This window comes from Pseudomonas sp. UBA6562, assembly GCF_002434265.1.
GTDB lineage: Bacteria > Pseudomonadota > Gammaproteobacteria > Pseudomonadales > Pseudomonadaceae > Aquipseudomonas.
The window spans coordinates 316,465-335,337 of sequence record NZ_DJJS01000006.1 but is presented as its reverse complement, the minus strand read 5'-3'; the positions used below and the strand labels follow the sequence as shown (position 1 = coordinate 335,337).

Genomic DNA, 18,873 nt, shown 5'->3' with positions numbered 1-18,873 from the left:
AAATTACCGCCATTCTAGGGCGAACCGGCGGATTTGTCTTGGCGGGGTGTGCCCTCTGGCAGGGGCAGGCATAATGGCCAGCTTGTCTCAGCTTCAGGACCCCACGCATGACCCAGATCAGCGTCGAACGCAAACACAGCCTCGGCCGCGAAGCCGCCCGCGCCAAGGCCGAGGCCCTGGTGGAGAAACTCTCCAGCCAATACGACCTCAAGGCTAACTGGGACGGCGACCGCGTCGACATCGCGCGCAGCGGCGCCAAGGGCAGCGTGCACATCGGCGACGAGTCGATTCGGGTGGATTTGAAGCTGGGCATGATGCTGTCGATGATGAGCGGCACCATCGAGGGGGAGATCGAGCGGGCCTTGGACAAGGCGTTGGCGTGAGGGGCGGGTGCCTCAAAGCATCAGTTTGACCACCGATTCCACCGGGTCACGGCTTTTACCGGCCAGGCGCAGCTGCTCCAGATAGTCCTCCCACAGCGCCTCCTGGCGCAGGCACAACTGCTCCAGGTATTCCCAGGTGAACAGCCCGCTGTCGTGGCCATCGTCGAAGATCAGCTTCAGCGCGTACTGCCCGGCCGGTTCCAGGCCCGTGAGCCCCACGTTGACCTTGCCGAATTGCAGAATCGGCTTGCCATGACCCTGCACCTCGGCCGACGGCGAGTGCACCCGCAGGAACTCCGCCGGCAGGTGGTACACCTCGTCGGGGGCATAGGTCAGTGACAGGGTCTTGGAGGCTTTGTGCAGGTTGATGGCGGTAGGCAGGCGCGGCATGGCGGCGGTCTCTGGGGTAGCGGATGGCCAAGCTTCGGGCTTCGGCCGGGGAGATTCAAGCGGTCGTCTTGGGGCAAAGCCGCCATGCACTGTCGTTGCGGAGAAAAATGTGTAGGCCATGGCCGTAAGATTGGGCTCTGCAAAGAGTGCGAATCCGCCATTGGCCTAGGCGAGCCTTCGCTAGCCGCCGCAACAGTGTTGGAAACCAATTTGCCGACCGATGCCGTATGATCTGCACGGTATGACCCAATCGCAGGCACTCGCCGAACACTAAAAGGACTTCCATGCGCGCTTGCCCTCGTTTCACCGCCAAACACATCGGCATTTCGCTTTTTTCCTTAATTGCATGGCCCCTCGCCCTCACGTTCAGTGGCTCAGCAGTGGCTTCCGATTACGCGTGTGACGGGTTCGTTGGGAACTTCGCCGTCGGGTCCAGGGATGAAGCGACGTTGAAAATTGTGAAAGAAGGCGCTGGTTTTACAGCGATGTTCGAAGGTGACACCCCAGACGATTGGGAGCGCGTATCGCTGAAAATCGGAGTGCCCGAGGATAAAGAAGAGGAGATGCTCGCGGAAGGCGGGAGAATGCGTAAGCAGCTGACGTGCGCGTTATGGGCCGACGGCCTTTTTCTTTTTCAGCTCCGGCCAGGCAGTGCGGATAATCCGTCCGAAAGCGACAGCCGCAACTCTTCCCAGTACCCACGGAAGACCCCCTATCTGATGGTCGTGCGCGCCGGTCCGGCCGTTGGACAGGCCGGCCTTTACCGCGTGGCTGCGCAAGACTGATGGCCGTGAGGGCGGGGCTGCCGGTCCGCTGCTCGAGGGTCGCCGCGGCCATGGGAGTTGTTGCGTAACCGACCGCAAGCGTCGATGAGTCTCATTCCCACAGAAACAGCGCACACAACTTACTCGCCGCGATAAACACCAAGGGCCGCAAAAGCGGCCCTTGGCATCATTACGATACTTACAGGATGTAGCGCGACAGATCTTCGTTCTGCGCCAGATCGCCCAAGTGCGTGTCCACGTAGTCGGCATCGATACGGATCGGCGCCTCGGTGTGGCTGCTGGCCAGATCCCCAGCGCTGAACGACACTTCTTCGAGCAGACGTTCGAGCAGCGTGTGCAGACGACGCGCTCCGATGTTCTCGGTCTTCTCGTTCACCTGGTAAGCGATCTCGGCCAGACGCTTGATGCCCGAATCGACGAACTCGATGTTCAAGCCCTCGGTCTTGAGCAGCTCGCGGTACTGCTCGGTCAGCGACGCATGCGGCTCTTGCAGGATGCGTTCGAAGTCTTCCGGAGTCAGCGCCTTGAGCTCCACGCGGATCGGCAGACGGCCTTGCAGCTCGGGCACCAGGTCGCTCGGCTTGCTCAAGTGGAACGCGCCGGAGGCGATGAACAGGATGTGGTCGGTCTTGACCATGCCCAGTTTGGTGTTGACGGTGCAGCCTTCGATCAGCGGCAGCAGGTCGCGCTGCACGCCTTCGCGGGACACGTCGGCGCCGCCGACGTTACCGCGCTTGGCCACCTTGTCGATCTCGTCGATGAACACGATGCCGTGCTGCTCGACCGACTCCAGGGCCTTGGCCTTGAGCTCTTCCTCGTTGACCAGGCGGCCGGCCTCTTCGTCGCGCACCAGCTTGAGCGCTTCCTTGACCTTGAGTTTGCGCGACTTGCGCTTACCCTTGCCCATGTTGGCGAACAGGTTCTGCAACTGGCTGGTCATCTCTTCCATGCCCGGTGGCGCGGCGATGTCCACACCGGCCGACTCGGCCACTTCGATCTCGATGTCCTTGTCGTCCAGCTCGCCCTGACGCAGGCGCTTGCGGAACAGCTGGCGGGTGTTGGAATCGGTGCTGGTCTGTGCGGCTTCCTCGCTGAAGCTGGTGGCGCGCGCTTGGGGCAGCAGGGCATCGAGGATGCGGTCTTCGGCCGCATCTTCGGCGCGGTGGCGCACACGGACGATCTCCTGCTCGCGCAGCAGTTTCAGCGCGGCGTCGGCCAGATCGCGGATGATCGACTCGACGTCGCGGCCCACATAGCCGACCTCGGTGAACTTGGTGGCCTCGACCTTGATGAACGGGGCGTTGGCCAGCTTGGCCAGGCGCCGGGCGATTTCGGTCTTGCCGACGCCGGTGGGGCCGATCATGAGGATGTTCTTGGGCGTCACTTCCGCGCGCAGCTCGGCCGGCAGCTGCATGCGCCGCCAGCGGTTGCGCAGGGCGATGGCCACGGCGCGCTTGGCGTCGTCCTGGCCGATGATGTGGCGGTTGAGTTCGTGGACGATTTCGCGGGGGGTCATGGACATAAGAATGATGGTCCTCGTGCGCGGTGGTTCAGCGTGGAAAAGCCCAGCCGCCGGGGCTGGGCGCCAGAACAGCTGATCACTCGGCCAGGTCCTGCTCCTCGATGGTCAGGTTGTGGTTGGTGAACACGCAGATGTCGCCGGCGATGTTCAGGGCGGTCTCGGCGATCTCGCGAGCGCCCAATTCGGTCTTGTTCAGCAGCGCGCGGGCTGCCGCCTGGGCAAAGGCACCGCCCGAACCCATGGCGATCAGGCCGTCTTCGGGTTCGACCACGTCGCCGTTGCCGGTAATGATCAGCGAGGCGTCCTTGTTGGCCACGGCCAGCATGGCCTCCAGGCGGCTCAGGGTGCGGTCGGTACGCCATTCCTTGGCCAGCTCGACCGCAGCGCGGATCAGGTGGCCCTGGTGTTTCTCCAACTGGCCTTCGAAGCGCTCGAACAGCGTGAAGGCATCGGCGGTGGCACCCGCGAAGCCGGCGATCACCTGGCCGTGGTACAGGCGACGGACCTTCTTGGCGTTGCCTTTCATCACGGTATTGCCGAGCGACACCTGGCCGTCGCCAGCCATGACGACTTTACCGTGGCGGCGAACTGAAACGATGGTAGTCAAGGGGACGTCTCCATGCAGCGGGGGCGAAAATGCCTGATGGAAACTGATATGGGGATGGGGGGAAGGATTTCAACCGGCAGGAGCGGGTAAACCCGCTCCTATCGGATTCAAACCTCGTGGCAGATGCGCCCATCGACCAGGGTGTAACGCACCGCTCCCGGCAGACAGTGCCCGACGAATGGGCAGTTCTGCCCCTTCGAGAACCATTGCTCGCCCACCACCGTGGACGCCTGCGGATCGAACACCACGACATCCGCCGCACCACCGACCTTCAGCTCACCGGCCGGCAGACGCAGAGCTTGGGCGGGGCCGTGGCCGAGGCGGGCGAGCAGGGTCGGCAGGTCGAGCAAGCCGTCTGCGACCAGGGTCATGGCCAGCGGCAGCAACAGTTCGACGCTGCTGATGCCCGGCTCGGTGGCGCCGAACGGCGCCAGCTTGGCGTCGCGCTCGTGCGGCTGGTGGTGGCTGGAAATGGCCTGGATCACCCCGGCCTTCACCGCGGCGCGCAGGCCGTCACGGTCGGCGGCGGTGCGCAGCGGCGGCTGCACGTGGTAGAGGCTGGAGAAATCGCGCAGCGCCTGGTCGGTCAGAATCAGCTGGTACAGCGCCACGTCCGCCGTCACCGGCAGGCCGCGGGCCTGGGCCTGGGCGATCAGCTCGGCGCCGCGGGCGCTGGTGATCTGGCTGAAGTGGGCGCGCACGCCGGTCTGCTCGACCAGCAGCAGGTTGCGCGCCAGGGCCACGGTTTCGGCGGTCTCGGGGATGCCCGGCAGGCCGAGGAAACTGGCCATCGGGCCTTCGTGGGCCAGCCCGCCCTGGGCCAGGTCGCGGTCCTGGGAGTGGATGACGATGCTCAGGTCGAAGGTGGCGGCGTAGTCCAGGGCGCGGGCCAGGGTGCGGTTACTGGCCAGTTCGTTCAGACCGTTGCCGAAGGCCACGCAGCCGGTGTCGCGCAGGGCCACCAGTTCGGCCAGCTGCTCGCCTTCCAAACCACGGGTCAGGGCGCCGATGGGATAGACCTTGGCGTTGCCGGCGTCGCGTGCGCGGTCCAGCACCAGTTCGGCCACGGCCGAGGTGTCGAGCACCGGGCGCGTCTGCGGTGGGCAGCACAGGCTGGTCACGCCACCGGCGACGGCGGCGCGGGTTTCGCTGGCGATGCTGCCCTTGCGGCTGTAGCCCGGCTCGCGCAGGGCCACGCTGAGGTCGACCAGGCCTGGTGCGGCCACTAGGCCGCTGGCCTGCAAGGTGCGCTCAGGGGTGAAGCCAGCCGGCGCGGCGCCGAGGGCGAGGATGCGTCCCTGGTCGATGTGCAGGTCGCCGACCTGGTCCAGGCCGCTGCTCGGGTCGATCAGCCGGGCGCCAAGAATACTCAGGCTCACAGCGCGTTCTCCTGCTCGAATTGACGTTGCGTGTGCTGGCCGCTCATGGCCATCGACAGCACGGCCATGCGCACGGCGATGCCATAGGTGACCTGGTTGAGGATCACCGAATGGCTGCCGTCGGCCACCGCCGATTCGATCTCCACGCCGCGGTTGATCGGCCCGGGGTGCATGACGATGGCGTCGGGCTTGGCGCCGGCCAGGCGTGCGGTGGTCAGGCCGAACAGGCGGTAGAACTCGCCCTCGCTGGGCAACAGGCCGCCGGTCATGCGTTCGCGTTGCAGGCGCAGCATGATCACCACGTCGACGTCTTTGAGGCCTTCGCTGAGGTCGGTGTAGACCTTGACGCCGTACTGCTCGATGCCTATCGGGATCAGGGTTTTCGGGCCGACCACGCGGATGTCCGGGCAGCCCAGCGCCTTGAGCGCGAGCATGTCCGAGCGCGCCACGCGCGAGTGCAGGATGTCGCCGACGATGGCCACCGAGAGGTTTTCGAAGTTGCCCTTGTGGCGGCGGATGGTGAGCATGTCGAGCATGCCCTGGGTCGGGTGCGCGTGGCGGCCGTCGCCGCCGTTGATCACCGCCACGTGCGGGCAGACATGCTCGGCGATGAAGTGCGCGGCGCCGGAATCGGAGTGGCGCACTACGAACATGTCGGCGGCCATGGCTTCGAGGTTGCGCAGGGTGTCGAACAGCGTCTCGCCCTTGCTGGTCGAGGAGGTCGAGACGTTGAGGCTGATCACGTCGGCCGACAGGCGCTGGGCCGCCAGCTCGAAGGTGGTGCGGGTGCGCGTGGAGTTCTCGAAGAACACGTTGCACACGGTCTTGCCGCGCAGCAGCGGCACTTTCTTGACCGCGCGCGCACCGACTTCGAGGAACGAGTCGGCGGTGTCGAGGATTTCGGTCAACAGCTCGCGGGGCAGGCCGTCCAGCGAAAGGAAATGGCGCAGCTGGCCCTGGTCGTTGAGCTGCAGCGGGCGCTTGGCGTCGAGTGGCGTCATCGCGGGGACTCTCAAAGGGCGGATGCGGTGGTCAGGTTTTGCAGTTCGAGCACGAGCGGCTCGGGGCCGGTCAGTTTGACCCGCTGGTCGGCGGCCAGCGCCAAGGTGGCGCCGAGCACGTTGGGGCGGATCGGCAGCTCGCCGGCGTCCAGGTCGAGCAGGCAGACCAGGGTCACGCTGGCCGGGCGGCCGTAGTCGAACAGCTCATTGAGCGCGGCGCGGATGGTGCGGCCGCTCATCAGCACGTCGTCGACCAGCACCAGGTGCTGGCCTTCGATCTCGAACGGCAGCTCCGAAGGGCGCACCTGTGGGTGCAAGCCGTTCTGGCTGAAGTCGTCGCGGTAGAACGAGACGTCCAGGGTGCCCAACGGGCTGTCGTCGCCCAGTGCCGCTTGCAGAGCCTGGGCCACCCAGACGCCGCCACTGCGGATGCCGATGAAGCGCGGCTCACCGATCTGGCGACGGGCAAGGTGGGCGCCGAGGTCGAGGGCCATCTGCCGAATCAGCGCGGCAGGGTCGGGAAGGCTCATTGCGGACTCCTTGGAAGAGGCCGGACGCAGCCGGCCGTAAAGCGGTCAGGTGTTGGCTTCCAACCAGCCCTGCAAGAGCAGGGCGGCGGCGATGGCGTCGACCGGGTTGTCACGGAAACTGCCGCGCTGGCCGCCCCGGGCCTGGCGTTCGCCCTTGGCCTCGAAGGTGGTCAGGCGTTCGTCGTGGGTGTGCACCGGCAGATTGAAGCGGCCGTTGAGACGGCGGGCGAACTTTTCGGCGCGGGCGCTCATCTCGCTGGGGGTGCCGTCCATGTTCAACGGCAGGCCTACGACGATGGCGTCGGGCTTCCATTCGTCGACCAGCTTTTCCACCTGGGCCCAATCGGGCACGCCGTTCTGCGCCTTGAGGGTGCACAGCTCGCGGGCCTGACCGGTGATGACCTGGCCGACGGCAACGCCGATCTGCTTGGTGCCGTAATCGAAGCCCAACAGCAGGCGCAACTCGGCCATCAGGCGTGGCCCGCCTGGTTGGTGAGCAGGCTGAGGGTCACGCCCAGGCTGGTCGCGGCCACCTCCCGGCGCAACTCGCTGGGCGTGGCGAAGAGGATTTCGGGATCGAACGTGCAGTTGAGCCAGGCGTTGTCGGCCAGCTCCTCTTCCAGCTGGCCGGCTTCCCAACCGGCGTAGCCGAGGGTGATCAGGCTGCGCTGCGGGCCGGTGCCGGCGGCAATGGCGAACAGCACGTCTTGCGAAGTGGTCAGCGACAGGCCGGGCAGCTCGACCGTGGCCTGGTAGCTGCACTCGGGGCTGTGCAGCACGAAGCCGCGGTCGGTCTGCACCGGGCCGCCCAGGTAGATGGGGACGTGGGAGGTGCCGAGCGGCGGCTCCTCGTCCGGGCGCAGTTGCTCGAGAATGTCCGCCAGGCTCAGTTCCTGCGGGCGATTCACCACCAGACCCATCGCGCCATTGGCGTTGTGCTCGACGATGTAGGTCAGGGTCTGGGCAAAGTTCGGGTCGCTCATGTGCGGCATGGCGATCAGGAACTGATGCTTGAGGTAAGTCGGGGTGTGTTTTTTCATGGACGGTAGTGTGGCGCCAGGCAGCGAGGCTGACAAGCCAATCGCGGCCGCCATGGCGCTATCAGTTGCTTGAAAGTCTGTCGCCGCGGGCGAAGCGCCAGGTACGCACGATTTCCAATCGGTCGAATTCGGCCAGGTCGCCGGTGAACGGCGCGAACGGCGCCGACATGCGCACGATGCGCTGCGCCGCCTGGTCGAGCAGCGGTTGCCCGGACGATTCGAGCACCAGCACTTCGTGCAGCGAGCCGTCGCGGTTGATCGACACCATCAGGCGCAGGCTGCCGTACAGCTTCTGGCTGCGCGCCTGCTCGGGGTAGTTGAGGTTGCCGATGCGCTCGATCTTCTTGCGCCAGTCTTCCTTGTACCAGGCGCCCTTGTCGCGCGCGGTGGAGGCGGCGTTGAGGCGGTGGATGCGCGGGCGCTTGGCGTACAGCTGCTGCTCCTGCGACAGCTCCGCCTCCAGGCTGGCGATCTGGCTGGACAGCTGCGAGCTGTCGAATTCGGGCGCAGGCGCCGCCGGCTTGGGTTGCGGCTTGCTCGGCTTGGGCTGCGGCTCGACCTTCTGCGCCTTGGGCGCCTTGGTGCTGACCACGGCCTTGGCCGGCGCGGGCGGCACTTCGGGGCGCGCGGCCGGCGGCGGGGTGATCTTGTTGACCTTGCTGTCCTGGAACGGCGCCACTTCGGTGGTGGTGGGCAAGGCTTTCTTTTCCAGCGTGCCGCTGCCTTGCTGGTTGTCCTGGGCCAGGTAGTCGGCTTTTTCCGGGGCCTTCTCGCTCTTGAAGGTGGACAGGGTGAAGTCCATGGTGTGGCGGATCTGCTTGGGCGTGCTGACGCTGAAGCCCACCCCGAGGATCAGCGCGATGTGCAGCAGGGCCGCCAGGAACAGGGTGAAGCCCAGCCGGTCGACCGGGCGCACGCGCGGTTGCAGCAGATCGGAGGAAAGGTCGGCGGACAGCGTCATCGGGGGTCCAGAAGCGGTAGCGAGCCAGAAGCGGCAATTTTCAAGGGGTTCGGCGCGGGCTGCAAGTGCGCGTCATCCGGCGCCGGGCGAGGGCAGGCGCGTCGGCTATGAACTACGCGTCCAGCGCACGGGCGCTGGCGCGGACATGCGCGGCGGATCGGCGCGGGCTGCGCCAAGGGCAGGCCCGTGCCGAATGGCGCGTAGGAATCGCTTACAGCTTGCCGCCCGTCTCGAGCAGGCGCGCGATGGCGCCCATCAAGCGGCCGCCGATGTCGGTGTCGAACGCGGCGTCGATCTCGCGGATGCAGGTTGGGCTGGTGACGTTGATTTCGGTGAGGCAGTCGCCGATCACGTCCAGGCCGACGAACAGCAGGCCCTTTTCGCGCAGGGTCGGACCGACCTGGGCGGCGATCCAGCGGTCGCGCTCGGTCAGTGGCCGCGCTTCGCCACGGCCGCCGGCGGCCAGGTTGCCACGGGTTTCGCCGCTGGCCGGAATGCGCGCCAGGCAATAGGGCACCGGCTCGCCGTCGATCATCAGGATGCGCTTGTCGCCATCGACGATGGCCGGCAGATAGGCCTGCGCCATGATCTGCTGCTTGCCGTGCTGGGTCAGGGTTTCGAGGATCACCGAGAGGTTCGGGTCGCCCTGGCGGTGGCGGAACACCGAAGCGCCGCCCATGCCGTCGAGCGGCTTGAGGATCACGTCGCCGTGGGTCGCGGCGAACTGGCGCAGGATGTCGGCGCGGCGGCTGACCAGGGTCGGCGCGGTGCACTGCGGGAACAGCGTGGCGAAGAGCTTTTCGTTGCAGTCGCGCAGGCTCTGCGGGCGGTTGACCACCAGCACGCCGTCACGCTCGGCCTGCTCCAGCAGGTAGGTGCTGTAGACGAACTCCATGTCGAAGGGCGGGTCTTTGCGCATCAGCAGCACGTCGAGTTCGGCCAGCGGTGCGTCCTGCTCTTCGCCCAGCTCGAACCAGCGCGCCGGGTCGGCGAACACCTTCAGCGGGCGCATGCGGGCGCGGGCCTTGCCTTCGCCCTGATAGAGGTCGGCCTGCTCCATGTAGAACAGGCTCCAGCCCCGGGCCTGGGCGGCCAGCAGCATGGCCAGCGAACTGTCCTTCTTGTAGGAGATGGACGCGATGGGGTCCATGACAATCCCGAGGCGAACGCTCATGGGGTAGTTCCTCTTGGCGGCGCGCGGCCGCGACGGTTGGAAATGAAAAGGTTGGCAATGAAAAGTCGCTCAGGGTGGCCCCGCGCGCGCCCTCGGTCAAGGGGCGGGCAGATGGAACGGCCTCCTGGAGTGTGCTAAAAATGCCCCCCAGCATCACGTCGCAAGCGCCGAGCTCCGTGCAGGCCCCAAAGGCCTGTGCGACGCGCCCGGCCTTGCGCTCCCTTCGCGAGCCGCCACGGTAGTACAACGTTATGGAACAGCCCCTGAAGGTCATGGTGATCGACGATTCGCGCACGATCCGCCGTACCGCCCAGTTGTTGCTCGGCGAGGCCGGCTGCGAAGTGATCACCGCCAGCGACGGCTTCGATGCCCTGGCCAAGATCGTCGACCACCATCCGCAGATCATCTTCGTCGATGTGCTCATGCCGCGCCTGGACGGCTACCAGACCTGCGCGGTGATCAAGCAGAACAGCACCTTCAAGGACACCCCGGTGATCCTCCTGTCGTCGCGCGATGGCGTGTTCGACAAGGCCCGCGGCCGGGTGGTGGGCTCCGACCAGTTCCTTACCAAACCCTTCAGCAAGCAAGCGTTGCTCGACGCCATCCGCGCCCACGTGCCGGCGTTCGTCGAGCAGCCCCAACACGCCTCCTGAGGCCGCCGAGCATGGCGGCCTCGCCCTTTTCCGACGGGGACACAGCATGGCCCGAGTTCTGATTGTCGACGACTCGCCGACCGAGATGTACAAACTCACCGAATGGCTGGAGCAACACGGCCACGTGGTGTTCAAGGCCAACAACGGTGCCGATGGCGTGGCCCTGGCCCGCCAGGAAAAGCCCGATGCGGTGCTGATGGACATCGTCATGCCCGGCATGAACGGCTTCCAGGCCACCCGCCAATTGAGCAAAGACCCCGAAACCAGCGCCATCCCGGTGATCGTGGTCACCACCAAGGACCAGGAAACCGACCGCATCTGGGCCACCCGCCAGGGCGCCCGGGCCTTCCTCACCAAGCCGGTGGAAGAGGCGGCGCTGATCAGCGTCGTCGACGAAGTGCTGGGCGCTTGACCACCCGGCCCCAAGGCGCGTCGCTGACCGCCTTCGAGCTGCTGCTGGACATCGACCGGCGCTGCCGCCTGCTGGTGGCCGACCAGCCGTTCGACGACGCCCCCTTGCAGGACTGGAGCGGCATCGGCTTTCGCATCGCCGGCCAATGGTTCGTCGCGCCCATGGGCGAGGTGGCCGAGGTGTTGCGCGAGCCGCGCAGCAGCCGCGTGCCGGGCGTACGTCCCTGGGTGGTGGGGGTGGCCAACCTGCGCGGGCGCCTGCTGCCGGTGATGGACCTGTCGCACTTTCTGGGCCTGGGCCCGGTCGCGGCCGGCAAGCAGCGGCGGGTAATGGTGCTCGACCACGACGACCTGTTCGTCGGCCTGTTGGTCGACGAAGTGCTGGGCTTGCAGCACTTTCCCCTGGCCAGCCTGCAAGCGGCGCCCCCGCAGCCGCTGCTGCGCAGCGCCGCGCGTTTCGTCCAGGGGCACTTCCCCGGCGAGCGCACCTGGGCGATCTTCAGCCCATCCGCTCTGGCCCAGGCGCCAGGTTTCATCGACGTGGCGTTGTAGAGGATGCCTTCGTGAGCAAGTCCACCCCAGGCGTCAGTGCCCCCGCGATGACCCAGCGCAGCCGCAGCAGCCTGCAGATCACCGTACTGTTCGTGGTGCTGATCCTGTCGATCGTGCTGCTGTTCGCCAATTCCGCCTACCTCAACACCCAGTCGACCTACGACAAGCAGTACATCGGCCACGCCGGCGAGCTGCGCGTGCTGTCCCAGCGCATCGCCAAGAACGCCACCGAGGCGGCGGCGGGCAAGGCGTTGGCGTTCAAGCTGCTGTCCGATGCGCGCAACGATTTCGAACGGCGCTGGGGCTACCTGCGCCACGGCGACAGTGCCACCGGACTGCCCGCCGCGCCTGCGCGGGTGCATGAGGAAATGGCCGCCGTGCACCAGGACTGGGAAACCCTGCGGCACAACACCGACACCATCCTGGCCAGCGAGCAGACGGTCTTGTCGTTGCACCAGGTGGCCGCGACCCTGGCCGAGACCGTGCCGCAGTTGCAGGTCGAGTACGAAAAGGTGGTGGAAATCCTGCTCAAGCGCGACGCGCCCGCCAGCCAGGTGGCGGTGGCGCAGCGCCAGTTGCTGCTGGCCGAGCGCATCCTCGGGTCGGTCAACACGGTGCTGGCCGGCGATGCCACCACTGCCCAGGCCGCCGCCACCTTCGGCCGCGACGCCAATCGCTTCGGCCAGGTGCTGCAAGGCATGCTCGACGGCAACCCGGCGCTGCAGATCAGCCAGGTCGAAGACGCCGATGCGCGCGCGCGGCTGGCGGACATCGCCGAGCTGTTCCAGTTCGTCGCAGGCTCGGTGGACGAAATCATCGAGACTTCGCCGGAACTGCTGCGCGTCCGTGAGGCGGCGGGCAACATCTTCAGCGGTTCGCAGACCCTGCTCGACGAGGCCTCGCACCTGGCCAACGGTTTCGAGAACCTGGCCGCCAGCCGCCTGTTCAACACCGTGGGCGGTTATGGCCTGGTGCTCTTGGCCCTGGCCTCGATCATCCTCATCGGCTCGATCATGGTCCGCGCCACGCGCCGCCAGTTGCGCGAGACCGCGCAGAAGAACGAGCGCAACCAGCAGGCGATCATGCGCCTGCTCGACGAAATCGAAGAGCTGGCCGACGGCGACCTGACCGTCACCGTGTCGGTCACCGAAGACTTCACCGGGGCCATCGCCGACTCGATCAACTATTCGGTCGACCAATTGCGCGACCTGGTCGCCACCATCAACCACAGCGCCGAGCAGGTCGCCGCCGCCGTGCAGGACACGCAGAACACCTCGCGGCAACTGGTCAAGGCGTCCGAGCACCAGGCCGAGCAGATCACCGAGGCGTCGCTGGCGGTGGGCGACATGGTCGAATCCATCGACCGGGTCTCGGGCCACGCCTACGAATCGGCCAAGGTCGCCGAGCGTTCGGTGGCCATCGCCAACAAGGGCAACGAGGTGGTGAACAACACCATCGAAGGCATGAACAACATCCGCGAGCAGATCCAGGACACCGCCAAACGCATCAAGCGCCTGGGCGAATCGTCCCAGGAGATCGGCGACATCGTCAGCCTGATCGACGACATCGCCGAGCAGACCAACATCCTCGCCTTGAACGCCGCGATCCAGGCCTCGCTGGCCGGCGAAGCCGGGCGCGGTTTCGCTGTGGTGGCCGACGAAGTGCAGCGCCTGGCCGAGCGTTCCTCGTCGGCCACGCGGCAGATCGAAGCGCTGGTGCGCACCATCCAGGCCGACACCAACGAGGCGGTGATCTCCATGGAGCAGACCACCGCCGAAGTGGTGCGCGGCGCGCGCCTGGCGCAGGACGCCGGGGTGTCGCTGGCCGAGATCGAAGGCGTGTCGCAGACCCTGGCCGAGCTGATCCTGAGCATTTCCGACGCTGCGCAGTTGCAGACGTCTTCGGCGGGGCAGATTTCCCACACCATGGCCGTGATCCAGCAGATCACCGCACAGACCTCGGCCGGCTCCACCGCCACCGCCGACAGCATCCGCCACCTGGCGCGCATGGCCAGCGAAATGCGTCGGTCGGTGTCGGGCTTCAACCTGCCTGAACAGGCCGCACGCACATGAGGGGGCGCACATGGCGGCCACGCTGACCCTGCACCGGCACGACACCGTGGCGCTGGCCTGGACCAAGGGCGCGTTGCTCGAGTGCCTCGGCGACGCACGCCAAGCCTTGGAGCAGTTCGCCCGCGAGCCGGGCGAGGCGGCGTCTATGACGGCGTTCGACGAATGTTTGCAGCGCGTGCGCGGTTGCCTGGACATGCTCGAGTTGCGCGGCGCCGCGCACCTGGCCGAGGAGATGCAGCTGCTCGGCGCCGCCATGGCGCGCACTGGCAAGGGCACCGCCGCCGAGCCTTCGCGTGGCGAATGCCTGGGCGTGTTGTTCCGCGCCCTGGAGCAACTGCCCGCCTACCTGGAACGCCTGCGCGGCGCGCGCCACGACCTGCCGCTGGTGATGCTGCCGTTGCTCAACCAACTGCGGCACTGCCGCGGCCTCGAACCCCTGGCCCATGAAAATCCGCTGACCGGGGCCGGGGCGGGGCAGCGCTCGGCGGACCTGGCCGATCTCGACCTGTCGCTGGGCAATTGGCGCGAGCACCTGCAAGCGGGGCAGGGCCACGACGCGCTGCGCTCGGTGGTGATCGCCCTGTGCGACGACCTGATGCGCATCAAGGAACGGCTCGACCATTTCGTGCGCAGCGACCGCCACGACCGCAGTGCCCTCGACAGCGTGGTCACGGCGCTGCGGCAGATCGCCGACACCTTGGCCGTGCTGGGCTTCCAGCAACCGCGGCGGGTGATCGTCGACCAGGTGCTGGCGCTGCAAGGCGTCAGCGAACAGCGTCGGGAGGCCGACGATGCCTTGCTGATGGACGTGGCCGGTGCCCTGCTGTACGTCGAGGCCACGCTCAACGGCATGACCGGCCCACTGGAAGACGGCCCTGCCAGCCTGCCGGGTTCGGACGTGCTGGAAATCCGCCAGCAGGTGTTGGGCGAGTCGCTGTCGGTAGTGCAGCAGGTCAAAGAAACGATCGATGAGTGCCTGGCCACAGATTGGTCCTGGCAACGCCTGCAAGCCGTGCCGGGCCTGCTGCAACAGGTGCGCGGGGCGCTCTGCATGCTGATGCTCTACGACGCCGCTGCGGTCTTCGGCGCCTGCGCACGGTACGCACAGGGTTGGCTCGAACAGATGCCGCAGGCGCCGCAAGGGGCGGCGCTCGAGCAGTTCGCCGAGGCCCTGTGCGCGGCCGAATGTTATGTGCAGTGGCGCCTGGCCGACCCGCTGGCCGATACCGGGTCCTGGCTCGACCAGGCCTGCGCGCGGCTCGCGCAACTGGGCGTGGCCTGCCCGCGCGAAGTTGCGCCTGTCCCTGTCGCCTCCGCCGATGTCGGCGTCGACGACGAACTGCGCACGGTCTTTGTCGCAGAGGCCCACGAACTGTTGCAGACCTGCAAGCGCGAGTGGTTGCGCTGGTGCGCCGATCCTTCGGCACGCCAGGCCCTGGTCGAACTGCGCCGCGCCCTGCACGCGCTCAAGGGCAGCGGCCGCATGGTCCGGGCCGAGGCCTTGGCGGCGCTGGCCTGGGGCGGCGAGCACCTGCTCAACCGCGTACTGCAAGGGCGCATCGAGTTGGGCCACGAGCATCGGGCCGCCTTGCAGCAGGTATTCATGCGCTTGCCGGATGTGCTGGACGATGTCGCGGCCGGACACATGCCACCGCCGCGCGACGTCGAGGCCCTGGCGGCGCATCTGCATGCCCTGGCCGACCGCGCACCTGCCGCACCCAGCGAGGCGGACGGCCTCGATCCGCGTTTGCTGAGCATCTTCGCCGCGGAGGCGACCGGGCATTTGCAACAGCTCGACGCTTTCCTGCAAGCCGCCCAAGGCGCATCCAGCGCGGTCAGCGACGAACTGCAAAGGGCTTTGCATACGCTCAAGGGCAGCGCAGCCATGGCCGGTGTGTTGCCGGTGGCGGAGCTGGCCACGGCGCTGGACCGCCTGGTCCGCGAGCATCAGGCGCATGCCTGGGCCTTGCAGGCCGACGACCTCGCGCACTTGCAGGCGGCGAGCGGTTTGCTACACCAGGCCCTGGCGCGCGTGGAACATGCGCCGTTGCAACCCCTCACAGGCGCCACCGAACTGATCGAAACGCTCGGTCAGGCGCTCGACGCGCGCCTGGCCGATCCACCCGCACCGGCGAACGCTAGCCCCGCCCGCGATGCGCAGGCCACCGGGCAATGGCTCGGCGAGGCCATGGACCGCCTGCTCGAAGCCGAAACCCTGCTTGCCCGTTGGCAGGCGCAGCCGGCGCAGCGCGACGCCCTGGAGGCCTTGCTCGACGAGTTGACCGCCTTGGGCCATGCCGCGCACCTGGCCGATCTGGCCGCGCTGGACGAGGTCTGCGAAGCCTTGCTCGACCTGCTCGGCGCCGTCGAGGAAGGCAGCCTGGCACCGACGCCACGCCTGTTCGCGCTGGCCGAAGAGGGGCTTGCGGCGTCGATGGACATGCTCGACGAACTGGCCGCCGGCCAGGCCATCGCCCCACGCGCCGCCTTGCTCGCCGACCTGCGCGGCGCCCACGACGAAGCGCTCGACCCCGGCAGCCTCGGCGTGGTCGGCGCGCACGGCGTGCGCCCGCTGGCCCCCGTGCCGCCGCCCATCGATTCTGATCCCGAAACGTCGGCTTTGGACGACACCCCGGACGACGCCGCGCTGCTGGAAGTCTTCCTCGAAGAAAGCTCGGACATCGTCGAAAGCGCTGCCACCGCGCTGGCCCGCTGGCAGGCCGAGCCCCGCGACACCACCGAGGCCGAGAACCTGCTACGCGAGCTGCACACCCTCAAGGGCGGCGCGCGCATGGTGCAGATCGGCGCCATCGGCGACCTGGCCCACGAGCTGGAGTCGCTCTATCAACTGCTGGCCGCCGGGCGCCTGCCGCCGAGCCCGGCCTTGTTCAGCCTGTTGCAGAGCTGCCACGACCGTCTGGCACACATGCTCGACGCCGTGCGCCTGGGCCAGCCGCTGCAAGCGGCCACGGCGCTGATCGACTACATCCGCAATTTCTCCAGCGCCGCGCTCCACGACGGTGTGGCCGACGTGTCGGCCAGCGAAGCGGCGCCCACCGAGGTGCCGGTGGCCCCCCAGGAGCGCGCTGCGGGCGACATGGTCAAGGTCGATGCCGAACTGCTCGACGACTTGGGCAACCTGGCCGGCGAGCACGCCATCATCCGTGGGCGCATCGAACAGCAGGTCAACGATGCGCAGATCGCCCTCAACGAAATGGAGACTACGCTCGAGCGCATGCGCGACCAGCTGCTGCGCCTGGACAACGAGACGCAGAGCGGCCTGCTCGGTCGGCACACGGTCGAAGGCGACGCCTACGACGACTTCGACCCGCTGGAGATGGACCGCCATTCGCAATTGCAGCAACTGTCGCGGGCCTTGTTCGAATCGGCTTCGGACCTGCTCGACCTCAAGGACACCCTGGGCCAGCGCGCGCAGCTCACCCATGGCCTGCTGTTGCAGCAGGGGCGCATCAACAGCCAGTTGCAGGAAGGCCTGACCGCCACGCTGATGGTGCCCTTCGAGCGCCTGGTGCCGCGTTTGCAGCGCGTGGTGCGGCAGGTGGCCAGCGAGCTGGGCAAGCAGGTCGAGCTGGTGGTGGGCAACGCCGAGGGCGAGTTGGACCGCAGTGTGCTCGAACGCATGGTGGCGCCGCTGGAGCACATGTTGCGCAACGCCGTCGACCATGGTCTGGAAACCGGCGCGGCACGGCGCGCGGCAGGCAAGCCCGAGCAGGGCACCATCCACCTGAACCTGCTGCACGAAGGCGCCGACATCGTCATCGAGATGAGCGACGACGGTGCCGGCGTGCCCCTCGAAGCGGTGCGCAGGAAAGCCATCAAGCGCGGCCTGCTCGACCCCGAGGCAGCGCTCAGCGACCACGAAGTGTTGCAGTTCATCCTGCGGCCGGGGTTTTCCACCGCCGAGAAGATCACGCAGATTTCCGGGCGCGGGCTGGGCATGGACGTGGTGCACGAAGAGGTCAAGCAACTGGGCGGGGCCATGAGCATCGAGTCCAGCCCCGGCAAGGGTGCGCGCTTCCTGATTCGTCTGCCGTTCACCGTGTCGCTCAACCGCGCACTGATGGTGCACCTGGGCGAGGAGCAGTACGCCATCGGCCTGAACACCATCGAAGGGGTGGTGCGCGTGCCGCCGGCCGAGCTCGACGCCTGCTACCAGCTCGACCCGCCGCGCTACACCTATGCCGGCTTCAGCTACGACCTGCGCTACCTGGGCGAACTGCTGCAAGATGCCCCGCGCCCCAGCCTGCTGGGCCTGAGCGTGCCGCTGCCGGTGCTGCTGGTGCATTCGCAGGAGCGCTCGTTCGCCATCCAGGTCGATGGTCTGTCGCCCAGCCGCGAGATCGTGGTCAAGAGCCTCGGTCCGCAGTTCGCTGCCGTGCCGGGCCTGGCCGGGGCGACCTTGCTCGGCGACGGCCGGGTGGTGTTGATCCTCGACCTGCTCGGCCAGCTGCGCGGCCAGCAGCGACGCCGGGCGCGCCTGCCTTCGGCGGGCCGCATCGCCCCGCAACTGCCGGGGCCGGCGGCGCAGCGGCCGTTACTGGTGATGGTGGTGGACGATTCGGTGACCGTGCGCAAGGTCACCAGCCGCTTGCTGGAGCGCCACGGCATGAGCGTGCTCACGGCCAAGGATGGCGTCGATGCGATGGCGCAGTTGCGCGAGCATCAGCCCGACGTGTTGCTGCTGGACATCGAAATGCCACGCATGGACGGCTTCGAAGTGGCGACCCGCATTCGCCAGGACGAGCGCCTCAAGCACCTGCCGATCATCATGATCACCTCGCGCAGCGGGCAGAAGCACCGCGACCGGGCCATGGCCATCGGCGTCAACGAGTACCTGGGCAAGCCGTACCAGGAGTCGGTTCTGCTCAACAGCATCGCCCATTGGAGCGCGCCCCATGCTTGAACACATCGTCGGCCAGCGCAGCCAGTTGACCGGACTGCTACTGCCCCTGGGCGACCGCACCCTGGTGCTGCCCAACGTGGCGGTCGCCGAACTGGTGGGCCAGCGCCGGCTCAGTTGCGAGCGCGGCGCCGTGGACTGGCACATGGGCTGGCTCGACTGGCGCCAGCACCGGCTGCCGCTGATCGGCTTCGAGGCCGCTTGCGGTGGGCACACGCCTTGCGGCGAGCGGGCGCGCATCGTGGTGCTCAATGCTCTGGGCGATACCGGCCTGCGTTACCTGGCGCTGCTGCTGCAAGGCATCCCGCGCTCGTGCAAGCTCGACAGCCAGCTCAATTACGTGGACGTGCCATTGGCCTCGTTGGAACTGGCCGCCGTCCAGGTGGCCGAACAGGTGGTGCGGGTGCCGGATCTGGCCGGTCTAGAGCGGCTGGTGCGGGATGCGCAGTTGTGATGGGTAGCCCTGTAGGCTGAGAGGGGCTACGGCGCAGT

At 67.3% G+C, this 18,873-nt stretch carries 18 protein-coding genes; 8 read left to right on the top strand and 10 right to left on the bottom strand.

The features are described 5' to 3' along the window. Positions 1–107: 107 nt before the first annotated feature. Positions 108–383 (top strand): polyhydroxyalkanoic acid system family protein, encoded by a 276-nt coding sequence (locus B4M43_RS09030; RefSeq protein ID WP_296266238.1) that lies wholly within the window; start codon positions 108–110, stop codon positions 381–383. A 12-nt stretch (positions 384–395) separates the two neighbouring features. On the opposite strand, the gene B4M43_RS09025 is transcribed toward B4M43_RS09030, so the two are convergent. Then, the gene (locus B4M43_RS09025; RefSeq protein WP_296266236.1) at positions 396–773 is read right to left on the bottom strand and encodes a DUF971 domain-containing protein; all 378 of its coding nucleotides are present in this window, start codon (positions 771–773) and stop codon (positions 396–398) included. Positions 774–1,057: 284 nt separating this feature from the next. Between B4M43_RS09025 and B4M43_RS09020 the strand changes: the two genes are divergently transcribed. Beyond that, on the top strand, positions 1,058–1,558 hold the full coding sequence (locus B4M43_RS09020; RefSeq protein WP_296266234.1) for a hypothetical protein: 501 nt from the start codon (positions 1,058–1,060) through the stop codon (positions 1,556–1,558). Between the two features lie 178 nt (positions 1,559–1,736). Here B4M43_RS09020 and hslU read toward each other — a convergent pair whose 3' ends face one another. From hslU to gshB, 9 genes are all read right to left on the bottom strand, one after another. After that, entirely contained in the window at positions 1,737–3,080 is a 1,344-nt protein-coding gene (hslU, locus tag B4M43_RS09015; RefSeq protein WP_296266232.1) for an ATP-dependent protease ATPase subunit HslU, read from the bottom strand. A 76-nt stretch (positions 3,081–3,156) separates the two neighbouring features. Further along, entirely contained in the window at positions 3,157–3,687 is a 531-nt protein-coding gene (hslV, locus tag B4M43_RS09010; protein WP_296266229.1) for an ATP-dependent protease subunit HslV, read from the bottom strand. 107 nt (positions 3,688–3,794) lie between these two features. After that, entirely contained in the window at positions 3,795–5,066 is a 1,272-nt protein-coding gene (locus B4M43_RS09005) for a dihydroorotase (RefSeq protein ID WP_296266228.1), read from the bottom strand. Further along, positions 5,063–6,067 carry an aspartate carbamoyltransferase catalytic subunit gene (locus B4M43_RS09000; RefSeq protein WP_296266226.1) on the bottom strand — a complete coding sequence of 335 codons (1,005 nt, stop codon included), beginning with the start codon at positions 6,065–6,067 and terminating at the stop codon, positions 5,063–5,065. Before B4M43_RS09000 ends, B4M43_RS09005 begins: the two co-directional genes overlap by 4 nt. Before the next feature lie 11 nt (positions 6,068–6,078). Continuing rightward, complete coding sequence (pyrR, locus tag B4M43_RS08995) at positions 6,079–6,597, bottom strand: bifunctional pyr operon transcriptional regulator/uracil phosphoribosyltransferase PyrR (protein WP_296266224.1); 519 nt, start codon at positions 6,595–6,597, stop codon at positions 6,079–6,081. Between the two features lie 45 nt (positions 6,598–6,642). After that, complete coding sequence (gene ruvX, locus B4M43_RS08990; RefSeq protein WP_296266222.1) at positions 6,643–7,068, bottom strand: Holliday junction resolvase RuvX; 426 nt, start codon at positions 7,066–7,068, stop codon at positions 6,643–6,645. Then, entirely contained in the window at positions 7,068–7,637 is a 570-nt protein-coding gene (locus B4M43_RS08985) for a YqgE/AlgH family protein (protein WP_296266220.1), read from the bottom strand. Before B4M43_RS08985 ends, ruvX begins: the two co-directional genes overlap by 1 nt. 61 nt (positions 7,638–7,698) lie before the next feature. Continuing rightward, complete coding sequence (locus B4M43_RS08980; RefSeq protein WP_296266219.1) at positions 7,699–8,598, bottom strand: energy transducer TonB; 900 nt, start codon at positions 8,596–8,598, stop codon at positions 7,699–7,701. Positions 8,599–8,809: 211 nt separating this feature from the next. Then, complete coding sequence (gene gshB / locus B4M43_RS08975) at positions 8,810–9,772, bottom strand: glutathione synthase (protein ID WP_296266217.1); 963 nt, start codon at positions 9,770–9,772, stop codon at positions 8,810–8,812. A gap of 251 nt (positions 9,773–10,023) precedes the next feature. Between gshB and B4M43_RS08970 the strand changes: the two genes are divergently transcribed. Genes B4M43_RS08970 through B4M43_RS08945 form a run of 6 tightly spaced genes read left to right on the top strand, consistent with a single transcriptional unit; the run spans position 10,024 to position 18,835 of the window. Further along, a complete protein-coding gene (locus B4M43_RS08970; RefSeq protein ID WP_296266215.1) occupies positions 10,024–10,425 on the top strand; it encodes a response regulator in 402 nt (133 codons plus the stop codon). Positions 10,426–10,471: 46 nt separating this feature from the next. After that, complete coding sequence (gene pilH / locus B4M43_RS08965; RefSeq protein WP_296266213.1) at positions 10,472–10,837, top strand: twitching motility response regulator PilH; 366 nt, start codon at positions 10,472–10,474, stop codon at positions 10,835–10,837. Beyond that, on the top strand, positions 10,834–11,388 hold the full coding sequence (locus B4M43_RS08960) for a chemotaxis protein CheW (RefSeq protein WP_296266211.1): 555 nt from the start codon (positions 10,834–10,836) through the stop codon (positions 11,386–11,388). Before pilH ends, B4M43_RS08960 begins: the two co-directional genes overlap by 4 nt. Before the next feature lie 47 nt (positions 11,389–11,435). After that, positions 11,436–13,460, top strand: coding sequence for a methyl-accepting chemotaxis protein (locus B4M43_RS08955; protein WP_296267292.1), 2,025 nt, complete (start codon positions 11,436–11,438; stop codon positions 13,458–13,460). A gap of 10 nt (positions 13,461–13,470) precedes the next feature. Beyond that, a complete protein-coding gene (locus tag B4M43_RS08950; protein ID WP_296266209.1) occupies positions 13,471–18,384 on the top strand; it encodes an Hpt domain-containing protein in 4,914 nt (1,637 codons plus the stop codon). After that, a complete protein-coding gene (locus B4M43_RS08945) occupies positions 18,377–18,835 on the top strand; it encodes a chemotaxis protein CheW (RefSeq protein ID WP_296266207.1) in 459 nt (152 codons plus the stop codon). The genes B4M43_RS08950 and B4M43_RS08945 overlap by 8 nt, the downstream gene beginning before the upstream one ends. Positions 18,836–18,873 lie beyond the last annotated feature (38 nt).